The following is a 9,600-nucleotide window of genomic DNA, read 5'->3' as shown; positions in this document are numbered from 1 at the left end:
ATTAAAGAGTCGTTGCTTATTTAGCTGTGAAGCTTACAGGGCGACGTTCTTTACGAGGACCGCTGCGCTTATCACCGCGTGCGCCGTCATCTTTATTAAAGCTGCGTTTCTTATCACCAGCTGGACGCTCAGAGCGTTCGCCACGTGGTTCAGCAGGGCCTTGATCAGTGGTAATTGTTAAGCCCATAGGGCGTTTACAAATAAACACTTTTTGGAAGTGATCAAGTACATCTTTAGGCATGTTTTGCGGTAATTGAACCGTGCTGTGATTGTCGTGTAGACGAATATCACCAATAAACTTGCTTGAGATGTCAGCTTCGTTAGCGATAGCGCCAACAATGTTTTTAACCTGAACACCATGTTCACGACCTACTTCGATACGGTAAGTATCCATAGGACCTGCATCACGGCTGTTACGTTCGCGAGGTTTACGCTCAGCGCGTTCACCACCACGTTCGCCGCCACGTTCGTTACGACGTCCACGGTCACCACGGTCGTTGCGTGAATTACGGTCGTTACGCTCGTTACGTTCACGAGGTTGAATCTTAACTTCTTCAACTTTAATTGGCGACTGTTGCTGTGCTAAACACAGTAACGCACCCGCTAAGCTTTCAAGAGGAAGGTCAAGTTTTTCAGCCATGTTAGTAGCTACTTCATTGAAGAACGTGATGTCTTTGTTTTCAAGCGCAATAGTTAATTTTGCTTGTAACGCTTCGATACGTTTTTCTTCAACAATTTTTGCTGTTGGTAATTCAACTTGAGCAATTTCAGACTTCGTATGACGAATGATATTTTTAAGTAAATAACGTTCGTTATGTTTTACGAATAAGATTGCTTTACCAGTACGACCAGCACGACCTGTACGGCCGATACGGTGAACGTAGGCTTCAGAATCCTGTGGGATATCGTAGTTGATAACTAAGCTTAAACGGTCAACATCTAGACCACGTGCCGCTACATCTGTTGCAATAACAATGTTTAGCATGCCACTTTTTAAGCGATCTACAGTGCGTTCACGTGCTTGCTGGTTCATGTCACCGTTAAGTGGAGCAGCAGAGAAACCTTCGCGCTCTAATAACTCAGCAAGTTGTACTGTATCGTTACGTGTACGAACGAAAACAATAGCACCTTCATATTGCTCAGCTTCTAAGAAGCGAACAATTGCTTTATTTTTATGTACGCTTGCATTCCAAAACACTTGCTCAACAGATGATACTGTAGAGTTACGCGCAGAGATATGAACCTGTTCAGGATTGTTCATATATTTGCTGCTGATGTTTTGAATTTGCTTAGGCATAGTCGCAGAGAAAAGACATGTTTGCTTTTCGCGCGGTGTTTTTTCCATGATGTTTTCTACATCATCGATAAAGCCCATACGTAACATTTCATCGGCTTCATCAAGTACAAGTGCTTGTAGAGCATCAAACTTGATAGTGCCACGGTTAATGTGATCGATTAAACGACCTGGAGTTGCAACAATAACCTGAGCGCCACGACGAAGTGCGCTTAATTGGATACTGTAGCTTTGGCCACCATAGAGTGCCAATACTTCAATACCACGAACATGTTTAGCATATTGTTCGAATGCCTCAGCAACTTGGATCGCAAGCTCACGTGTTGGTGTGAGTACAAGGATCTGTGGCTGTTTCACAGACGGGTCAATATTATTTAGTAATGGCAGTGCAAATGCTGCGGTTTTACCTGTACCCGTTTGAGCTAGTCCCAGTACGTCCTTTCTTTCTAGCAATAACGGTATACATTGAGCTTGGATTTCAGATGGTGTCTTGTAACCCAACTCTTCAACTGCCTTCAAAATTGCAGGAGAAAGATTTAGAGATTCAAACGTGACTGGTTCTGACATTAATACGCCTCAACGAATTTAAAGAGGCGCGCATTATATAGGATTCGCGAGGCAAATGCTTGTATAAATTGAAACTAATTTCTATGTGTTTGATGTTGGTCGAAATTTAACCAGCTCAATATTGGGTTTATTGATCTGGTTAACATATTTAATACAAAGCTTATTTATACAAGCCTAGGTTTTCTTTTGCGTAAGCTTCAAATTCGGTAAATCCACCAATGTGATTTTGGTCTACAAAAATTTGCGGCACTGTTGGGCAAGGTTTGCCTGCTGACTTTTCAAGATCGGCCTTACTAATGCCTTCTTTAATTATATCGATGTAACGAAATTTAAAGTCATCACGTTCATTTGATAGTTGCTCCGCAACATCTTTTGCACGTACACAAAATGGGCAGCCTTCACGGCCAAAAATTACTGTTAGCATAATGCTCTCCTTTATTTGATTGATATCAGTTTAAATGATTAAAAAATATTTTAAAGCGCAAAAAATCGATTGGACTGTTCGAATAAAGCATAAATATAGGAAGTCACCCCAATATGCTTCGCATTATGATTTTTAAAATGCGAATACGGCTAAAGTGTTTTTAATATTAATTTTTAAGTTATTGAATATATTAAATAAAGAATGTTTATAAATGTGGCATGTAACTTGACTTAAGCTAAGTATACAAAGTTACATAAGGTATATATGAATACTCAAAGCCATATTTTAAAGATTATCCAAGGGGTAATTGGTAAATACTGCGAAACACAAGAGCGGTATATGTCAATTACTTTAATCAATGAGCTGCAATGCAATTACGTATGTTTACATGCGCCTTATGAACACGTTTTAGCGCAATGCGAAAAATTTATTATTCCTGCTTTGAAGTCAGTAAATGATAATTTTGTGCTAAAAGTTAGAGCGAATACCTTAGGAGTTAATGTTTGCTATTGGATAGATGATGCTAACCAAGAAAATACATTTGATGTGCATGGTCTGTTAGTTACCAAACAACCTATTGATTTAGCACTTAAGCTTAATCAAAATGTTGGTGTTTTAACTGATTGCGAAACATTATTTAAAAGCTGTTCAATAATGTCAGCGCACACTCATGAGCTGTATGCTTTTAATTTTAGATTATACGAAAATACTTGTAATGAATTTCTACAACTCGAGGACTTACGACACTTAAATAGTCATTCTCTAATGCGAAAGCTGGATACTAACTTTTTAAAAAACAGTATAAAACTTTATGCTATTGGTAAAGTTGATGAACTAAATAAAGACATAGAATTATCAGGCAATGTGCTTGGATGGCCCTTTTTTGATACAGATTTGGTCGCTATTCGAACTGCATTGTATGCCCAAAAACGCTTGTCTGTATTAGTTGCTGACGATAGCTTACCAAGTCAAGTAGCGACTAAAGTGATGCTTGAAATGCTCGGTTGTTCGGTAACATGTGCAGATAACGGTGCTAGTGCTTTAACGCTAGCTTTAAATAATCAATTTGATTTACTGCTTTTAGATGAATGTATGCCAGAAATATTTGGCAGTGATGTAGCGCAGCAGTTAGTAAGCAAAAGTACTTTAAATACTGATACACCAAAAGCTATCTTGTCGGGTCTCACAGATGATGTTCAAATAGCAAAATTATTTAAAAAAGGCATTACGCATTATTTACAAAAACCAGTCACAAAAGCGGATCTGGAAAAATTTATTAAGCCTTGGCAGCTTAATTAAATTAGCCGGCTAATAAGTGAGTTTTTACAAATGAGTGCAATAAAACTACATAACCTGAACTCTGGTTAAGAGATTTACTAACATATTGAAAACATACTAGCTTAGCTTAGTTAACCATGGCTGCCAAAGCGGGAGTGAGAGCTGAGTTAGTGTGTTTTCAATATGTGTTAATTTTTCAGATGCCTTGTGCATCTCACCTTGCTCTATATTTATTAAATAAAGTTGATATATAGCAAAGGTGTTAGGGACTGTAGCGGTGTTACAAATTTTGTTTAGTGCGTTTAAAGAAACCGCGAATTTTGAACTGTTCCCAGTTTTTCGGTAAATAAATAATGAGATACACAACAAGCTCGGTAGTGCAATATCTTCGTCACTTACTAAGGCAATACTCTGGGCTATAAGTTGCTCTGCAAGTACATAGTTTGCGTTTGTGCAATGAATAGCGGCTAAGTATCCTTTTGATACCGCAACACAGCGATTATACCCAGATAGATTGGCTACGTTTAGTGATTCAGCGCAAAGTGTATACGCTAATTCAATATCGCCTTGTAACAAATAACACGCGCCGAGCAGCTGTAAAGCGGTACTCTTAAATAGATTCTTTTCTATTGAATCTGTTGTTATATCACATTCGTTTAAGCATAAATTAGCTGATTGGATTGCAGCGTTTATATCACCAGAATATAAATAGAAAAGTGCATTTGTGCTGTAATAGTGAGCCTTTTCTTGGTTCGCGTGTTGTAATGTGGCATTACATATTACTAAATAATGGTGTGATCTTTTAAACTCACAAGAGAATAGTAAAGTAATTGCAGTGCCTAAATTAGCAGAAAACACTAACGGAAGATCATTCACTTTAATTGCTTTATTAAGGCCTTTATCAAAATATTGTAGTGCTTTTTCATATTGACGATGAATAAGCGCGGCATAACCAAGTTTAATATAGAAGTTGGCCACAATAGCGCTTGGTAATGCGGAGTGAAATGTTGATTTAATTAAAGAAATAGCGAGCTTAATTTTACTGCTCATCATTAGTTCATACAAAAGCCCATCGTTATGCAATTCATTTACTAAAATATCTCGGTTCTCTTCACTCGGGTAAATATCCACTTCTGAACGGGCGATCAAGCTTCCTTTTTCACAATTTAAAGCACTTGCAAGCTTATTTAAATTACTCAGACGTATTCTTGTAACTGAGCCATTAAGCCATCGAGTAAGGGTTTTTTCACTTACACCTATTTGATTGGCAAGCCATAAATGTTTTATCGATTGCTCTATTATATATTGCTGTAATTGCCCTCGATTTAGAAGGGCAGTTTTTGAATTGTTCAATTTTCACTCTTGTAAGTCGGTATTAAATATTTTACGGCTTAGGAGGGATTTCAATTTTGACAAAAGGTTTCCTAACGCAATACTTAAAATGTCCGGTTATGTCCGGTTATGTCCGGTTATGTCCGTGGATTAATTTGGGTACGCTTAATATCATATATTGAACACACCCTTGGAGCAACAAAGTGTCGTTTTAAGGTCAACTCAATATTGGATAATAAAATGAAAAAAATAATCACACTTAGTGCATTCACATTGTTAATGAGTAGTTTTACTACACATGCCAATGAGGCTCAAATAAGAATGGGCGTTGAGCTTGGTACAGGAAAAATAAAAGTAGATAAAGATTTTGCAATTTTAAAAGAAGATTTTGACACCGACGGGTTTTCGCTTGGTTATATACTCGGTTATAAGTTTGAAAACAATGTAGTCACAGAGGCTAATTTAGCCTATACATCAAGTGATGTATTATTTGGTACTTTTGATAGTTACGAAACGTATGAATTTAAGGCAATGATAGGGTATTCATTTGATTTAGCAACACACTTTAGGGTTGTGCCAATGGTTGGGTTATCGCGCTGGGAATTAGACACTAAACAAGGGTTTTTTTTAAACCCAGGTCCTGAGGCAAAAGAGGAATTTTCAGGAACTGATTTTACTTATAAAGTAAGACTTGAAGTACCGCTGGGTGATTTGGTTTTACTTTCACTTTCGTATGCGAGTACTGAAGTTGAGTTCGGCCGCAATGAAACAACTCAATTGGGTGTATTATTTGAGTTTTAAAGCTCGTAGCTAAATGGCGAGTAGCCTCGCCATTACTGACTATGTAGATTGATATTACATAGATTCGAGCGTTTTACCGCGTGTTTCTTTTATGTATTTAACAACAAAAAATATACTTATAAGTGCCGATAACGCATAAAAGCCATAAGCGCCAGCAAGGCCAATATTGGCCAGCATAATAGGGAAGGTCATGGTAATGGCAAAGTTAGCAATCCACTGCGCACTAGCCGCAACAGCAAGCGCTGCCCCCCGAATACGGTTATTAAACATTTCGCCTAATAATACCCACACAATTGGGCCCCAACTTAAGCCAAAAAATACCACAAATAAGTTAGCCATAATAAGCGCAAACGTACCCATGTTATCGCTAAGTGCAAGTTTGCCTGCTTCATCAAGGCCTGCACTGCCAAATATATAAGTAAGCGTGCTTAAGCTGATAAACATACCAATACTGCCGACTAATAGCAGTGGTTTACGGCCAATCTTGTCAACTAGGGCAATGGCAATAAAGGTTGATACAATATTAGTAGTGCCTGCGAGTACATTTATAAATAACGATTGCGACTCGTCAAACCCAGCGGCTTGCCAAAGCTCAGAGCCGTAATAAAATACCACGTTAATACCCACAAATTGCTGAAATACACTCAGCGCAACACCCACCCAAACAATTGGGTGTACTTTTTTACTGTTATCAATAAATAAATCACGAATACTTGGCTTTTTATCGCTATGCAAAGAGCCTTTTACATCGCTTATTTGCGCATCAAGGTTGTCGTTCGAAATTTTACTAAATACCGCTTTTGCATCATCCACTTTACCTTGCGCCACTAAATAACGAGGCGACTCCGGAATAAACAAAACACCGATTAAAAACAACACAGCAGGCACAAGCTCAGCCCAAAACATCCAGCGCCAAGCGGCTATATCAAGCATTAAAATATTTTGCGCGCTGCCTGCTGCATCAGCAATTAAGTAGTTACTTAAAAAAGCAGCAAATAAACCCAATACAATAGCGAGTTGTTGTAATGTAGCTAAACGACCACGTAGTGCTGGTGGCGCAACTTCAGCAATGTAAGCTGGCGCCAATACCGATGCAGCACCAATACCTAAACCACCAAATAAACGGTAAAAAATAAACTCCGCAGAGCTTTCGCTAATGCCCGACCCAAAAGCACTAATGGCAAAAATAATCGCAGTGATGATCATAATTGCACGGCGACCAAACTTATCAGCCAGCGGCCCCGCAGCAAGCGCACCTAAGGCGCACCCTAATAACACAGACGCTACATTAAAGCCCGTAGCTACACTGCTAGAATTAAATGCATTACCGAGTGCCGACACTGTGCCGTTAATAACGCCCGAGTCAAAACCAAATAAAAAGCCACCAATAGCAGCCACAGCCGATATAAATATTACGTAAAAAAGAGAGGTGTGTTCAACTGTGTTGGCTGAGTGGGAAGGCGGTGTGTGCGTTGTCATTATATGCCCTGAAAGTTAATTTAAATTCAAAGGAGCATAATATCGTAAAGCGCTATGGTTGAATATGCTTATGCGGGTATAAAGGGGTTGGTGAGTATAAATTGAGGCGTTTTTAAGGGCTTTAATTTAAAAGTATTAGTCTAAAGGCGTTAGTTTAAATACTTTGAAATTAAGTAGCGAATTTTAATAACAAAAAATAAATTTCAATAAATAATATGCACTTTATGGAAAGTGCCTGTTGGAGCAATATCACTGCTCTTTACCATTTTGGTGTTTTTTGCAATTGCGTAGCCTGTTCTGAAGTTAGGTAATTGTTTACAGTTGGCTATTTGGTGGATAAGGTAAATACGTTAAAAAATAGGGGCGTTTGTCGGTTTAAAGCGATAGATGTCATAGACTAAGTTGTTATGTGCCATGGAGGCAATATGAATTTCGGAGGCATTAATATTTCTGCTATAAACCCTGTTCCTGAAATGGATGCTGAAGATGAAAAAGAAGTATTCGCCTTTTTTGGTTTGGCGTCTTTTAATGCACAATGTGCGGAAAAAGCTTTAGTAAACTTCGTAATGGGATACAAATTATTGGACGAATCGGCTTTAACTCAAGATGAGTGGCTTGTGTTGTACAATAATCTAAACTCTAAAACCTTCGGTCAACTGTTGAGGCATGTAAAGAAGCGTATAGAGATCTCTCAGGAATTAATTGACGCTCTTCAATCAACGCTTAAAAATCGTAATTGGCTTGCACATGATTTTTTCTATGACTATGCAATTGAATTCTCAGATTCTAAAGGACGACATGTCATGATTTGTAAATTACAGGAGCTCATTAAACAATTCCAATTGGCAGATCGTGCGGTTGAATCTTTAAACCTTAATATATGGTCAAAATTTGGTGTTACAAAAGAGTGGATACAAAATCAAATTGCATCGGACATTGAAAATTACCAAAATACAGAAAGCGATTAACAACACACCTTGAGGTGGGCAGCAAGCACTAAAGCTCACTCAAACACCTCTTTATATCCTGCGTAAAATTACAGTAATAGATTGAACCAAAATAGGAACTCAGCTATGGTTTATTTATAAATAAAATTTAAATAAAAAATGAGCTAATCTATAGGCTCGTAACAGCACAAGGAAGCTTTAATGGCAGATTACATAAATAAAAATATACTGAGCCAAGCTTACGTGCATGTTGAACCTACTGCATTTGAAACGAAAGAAGATTTAGAAAGATTCAAGCTTAATTTAACTCAATTTACTAAAAGTCGTGTTGAGTTCTTTTTGTCTCCTGAACTGCCTGTTGAAATTGAATTTGAAGACGGTTCTTTGATTGCAAGAGTTACAGTGATGGGGACTATCGGGCTGTTATTCACTGGGATTTCTAATTACAAAAACTTCAGGGACGGAATACAGCTGATATATAGTGATTCTAAAAGATTAACAGAATACATAATAGCGGAAACAACCTTCCAATCTGGTGCTAGGCAGCAAAATGTAATTAGATTAGAAGCTCGTGTCGGAATTATTGGTTCCATTCAAAAAGTGATTAATCAACTTGAATCCATTAAACGTGGAGCTAATGGTGCCATGATGGCCAGCGATGTCAGTAAAAAAATTGATGAGGCCAACAAAGAATTAAAAAAGCTGTTTCAAAATATTAACGATGAAAGTGACAAAGAGCTAGTCAGAGCTGGCCTTGAAAGCATTGCTGCGGAAATTCCTGACAAACCTAAAGCACCAAAGGATAAAGTTAATTCAGATCAGGCTATACTTCTTTTCTCTCGAAAAAGAAAAGCAATCCAGAGTTCTCTGGCAGTAAGTACTGTTAATAAGAACCTCAAATCCGACAATTAATACTGTCGCATTTTTTACAAAAAAAAGGCGCAAAACTTGCACCAGTATGCTGCGGTGTAGGTTGGCGCTATGCATAGGAATCATCATGGGCAGATATGACGGACCAGATTTCGAGTGTGAAGACAGAGATGTGGTTTCTATTTGGATTGCTAAGTGTTCTTCGGGTGATATTCCGAACGACTATTTTGAAGAAAATTACGGTGGCGATGACGATGACCCTTTCAATCAATTTAGTACGGATTTTGGTTATTATGATCACGACTTTGTGGAAGCGATGGCATTAGATGGTTTATCATCGCTAGAGGAGATTCTTAATTGTTCTTCATATGGAAAGTCCTTTGCTAAAAAAAGCTGCTCTTTCGAGTGAAATTAAAGAAACAGTGCATGTGTTTTTAATGTACAACTTCGAATACAAGCCAGAAGTTACAGGAACTATTGAAAGTAACTTCTATAAATTCATAGGCGTGTACGACTATGACCGCAATGCATAACAAGTGGTTAACCCCATCAACCGCTAATCTATAACTAGCATTAAATTTTTTAGCACTATTTATAGTGCTAAATCC

General features: G+C 37.9%; 9 protein-coding genes. 5 read left to right on the top strand and 4 right to left on the bottom strand.

Annotated features, from left to right (window positions below; translation table 11 throughout):
• Positions 1 to 16: 16 nt before the first annotated feature.
• Positions 17 to 1,861 (bottom strand): DEAD/DEAH box helicase, encoded by a 1,845-nt coding sequence (locus P20495_RS03375; RefSeq protein ID WP_007378970.1) that lies wholly within the window; start codon positions 1,859 to 1,861, stop codon positions 17 to 19.
• Positions 1,862 to 2,021: 160 nt separating this feature from the next.
• Positions 2,022 to 2,285, bottom strand: coding sequence for a GrxA family glutaredoxin (locus tag P20495_RS03380; RefSeq protein ID WP_007585470.1), 264 nt, complete (start codon positions 2,283 to 2,285; stop codon positions 2,022 to 2,024).
• 264 nt (positions 2,286 to 2,549) lie between these two features.
• On the opposite strand from P20495_RS03380, the gene P20495_RS03385 reads away from it, so the two are divergent.
• Complete coding sequence (locus P20495_RS03385; protein ID WP_008138533.1) at positions 2,550 to 3,584, top strand: response regulator; 1,035 nt, start codon at positions 2,550 to 2,552, stop codon at positions 3,582 to 3,584.
• A 96-nt stretch (positions 3,585 to 3,680) separates the two neighbouring features.
• On the opposite strand, the gene P20495_RS03390 is transcribed toward P20495_RS03385, so the two are convergent.
• Positions 3,681 to 4,916 (bottom strand): helix-turn-helix transcriptional regulator, encoded by a 1,236-nt coding sequence (locus tag P20495_RS03390; protein WP_008138531.1) that lies wholly within the window; start codon positions 4,914 to 4,916, stop codon positions 3,681 to 3,683.
• A 219-nt stretch (positions 4,917 to 5,135) separates the two neighbouring features.
• Here P20495_RS03390 and P20495_RS03395 point away from each other — a divergent pair, with 219 nt between their 5' ends.
• A complete protein-coding gene (locus P20495_RS03395; RefSeq protein ID WP_242401498.1) occupies positions 5,136 to 5,696 on the top strand; it encodes an outer membrane beta-barrel protein in 561 nt (186 codons plus the stop codon).
• 54 nt (positions 5,697 to 5,750) lie between these two features.
• Here P20495_RS03395 and P20495_RS03400 read toward each other — a convergent pair whose 3' ends face one another.
• Complete coding sequence (locus P20495_RS03400) at positions 5,751 to 7,175, bottom strand: sugar porter family MFS transporter (RefSeq protein WP_008138527.1); 1,425 nt, start codon at positions 7,173 to 7,175, stop codon at positions 5,751 to 5,753.
• Between the two features lie 425 nt (positions 7,176 to 7,600).
• Between P20495_RS03400 and P20495_RS03405 the strand changes: the two genes are divergently transcribed.
• The 3 genes from P20495_RS03405 (at position 7,601) to P20495_RS20980 (ending at position 9,401) form a co-directional block, all read left to right on the top strand.
• Entirely contained in the window at positions 7,601 to 8,143 is a 543-nt protein-coding gene (locus tag P20495_RS03405; protein ID WP_008138526.1) for a hypothetical protein, read from the top strand.
• A 180-nt stretch (positions 8,144 to 8,323) separates the two neighbouring features.
• Positions 8,324 to 9,034, top strand: a complete 711-nt coding sequence (locus P20495_RS03410) for a hypothetical protein (protein ID WP_008138524.1) — start codon at positions 8,324 to 8,326, stop codon at positions 9,032 to 9,034.
• Positions 9,035 to 9,119: 85 nt separating this feature from the next.
• Positions 9,120 to 9,401 (top strand): immunity 22 family protein, encoded by a 282-nt coding sequence (locus tag P20495_RS20980; protein WP_033016297.1) that lies wholly within the window; start codon positions 9,120 to 9,122, stop codon positions 9,399 to 9,401.
• Positions 9,402 to 9,600: the final 199 nt, after the last annotated feature.

Source organism: Pseudoalteromonas sp. BSi20495 (genome assembly GCF_000241185.1).
GTDB classification, from domain to species: Bacteria; Pseudomonadota; Gammaproteobacteria; order Enterobacterales; family Alteromonadaceae; genus Pseudoalteromonas; species Pseudoalteromonas fuliginea.
This window is presented reverse-complemented; position numbering and strand designations above follow the sequence as displayed.

Bases quoted from the DNA above. Each gene is read 5' to 3' on its own strand.
- P20495_RS03375 (WP_007378970.1), bottom strand. From the start codon at position 1,861: ATGTCAGAACCAGTCACGTTTGAATCTCTAAATCTTTCTCCTGCAATT.
- P20495_RS03380 (WP_007585470.1), bottom strand. From the start codon at position 2,285: ATGCTAACAGTAATTTTTGGCCGTGAAGGCTGCCCATTTTGTGTACGT.
- P20495_RS03385 (WP_008138533.1), top strand. From the start codon at position 2,550: ATGAATACTCAAAGCCATATTTTAAAGATTATCCAAGGGGTAATTGGT.
- P20495_RS03395 (WP_242401498.1), top strand. From the start codon at position 5,136: ATGAAAAAAATAATCACACTTAGTGCATTCACATTGTTAATGAGTAGT.
- P20495_RS03400 (WP_008138527.1), bottom strand. From the start codon at position 7,175: ATGACAACGCACACACCGCCTTCCCACTCAGCCAACACAGTTGAACAC.
- P20495_RS03405 (WP_008138526.1), top strand. From the start codon at position 7,601: ATGAATTTCGGAGGCATTAATATTTCTGCTATAAACCCTGTTCCTGAA.
- P20495_RS03410 (WP_008138524.1), top strand. From the start codon at position 8,324: ATGGCAGATTACATAAATAAAAATATACTGAGCCAAGCTTACGTGCAT.
- P20495_RS20980 (WP_033016297.1), top strand. From the start codon at position 9,120: ATGGGCAGATATGACGGACCAGATTTCGAGTGTGAAGACAGAGATGTG.